This window comes from Streptomyces sp. NPDC001851 (genome assembly GCF_040297165.1).
Taxonomy (GTDB): Bacteria; Actinomycetota; Actinomycetes; order Streptomycetales; family Streptomycetaceae; genus Streptomyces.
The window spans coordinates 1-1,201 of the sequence record NZ_JBEOYR010000082.1 but is presented as its reverse complement, the minus strand read 5'-3'; the positions used below and the strand labels follow the sequence as shown (position 1 = coordinate 1,201).

The window sequence follows — 1,201 nt, the reverse complement described above, 5'->3', positions numbered from 1 at the left end:
ATCCTGCGCTCCGAGGTCGGCCGCGCGGTCGCTTCCTGATAACCGTGATCGACCAGCATGGTCTTCACGCGCTTGAGCGTCAGATCGGCTTCGCGATGCTGGGTCATCACCAGATCGGCACGCACCGGCACATCCGGGATGTTGTCGTAGCCGTGAACACGCGCCACTTCTTCCACCAGATCCTCTTCGATCTCCATATCGAAACGCCAGCTCGGCGCGATCGCTTGCCAGCTGTCGCCCTGCTCGGTCACCTGACAACCCAGGCGGCGCAGAATGTCGCTGACCTGCTCGCTCGGCACCACGTGGCCGATCAGGCGATCCAACTTCTCGCGGCGCAGCGTGATGGTGGCGCGCTTCGGCAATTCGTTTTCATCGGTCACGTCAATAACCGGGCCGGCCTGGCCGCCACAGATGTCGAGCAGCAGGCGCGTGGCGCGCTCCATCGCTTTGTACTGCAGCGCCGGATCGACACCGCGCTCATAGCGATGAGAAGCATCGGTGTGCAGGCCGTGACGGCGTGCACGGCCGGTGATCGATAGCGGGCTGAAGAAAGCGCACTCCAGCAGCACGTCCTGGGTTTCCCCGTTGACGCCGGAATGCTCACCGCCGAAGATGCCGCCCATCGCCAACGCTTTTTGATGATCGGCGATCACTAAGGTGTCGGCGTTTAGTTTGGCTTCGTTACCGTCCAGCAGCGTCAAGGTTTCCCCTTCTTCCGCCATGCGCACCACGATGCCGCCGTCGATGCGGCTCAGATCGAAGGCGTGCATCGGCTGGCCAAGTTCCAACAGCACATAGTTGGTGACGTCGACGACGGCATCGATAGAACGGATACCGCAACGACGCAGTTTTTCACGCATCCACAGCGGGCTTGGCGCCTTGACGTCGATGCCTTTCACCACGCGGCCCAGATAACGCGGACACGCCTGCGGCGCGTCAACGCGGATCGGCAGCGTGGCGTCGATAGTGGCAGCCACCGGGCTCATATCCGGCTCGGTCAGCGCAACCTGGTTCAGTACGCCCACGTCACGCGCAACGCCGATGATGCCCAGGCAGTCGGTGCGGTTCGGCGTGACGCTGATCTCGATGGTGCTGTCGTTCAGTTTCAGATAGTCGCGGATGTCGGTGCCGATCGGCGCATCCAGCGGCAGTTCGATAATGCCGTCATGATCGTCGGAAATGCCCAGCTCGGAGAATGAGC

1 protein-coding gene is annotated in these 1,201 nt (G+C 62.3%); it reads right to left on the bottom strand.

Annotated features, from left to right (window positions below; all coding sequences use genetic code 11):
- On the bottom strand, positions 1-1,201 hold a 1,201-nt coding region (pheT, locus tag ABT171_RS41620; RefSeq protein ID WP_351252157.1), incomplete at both ends, for a phenylalanine--tRNA ligase subunit beta.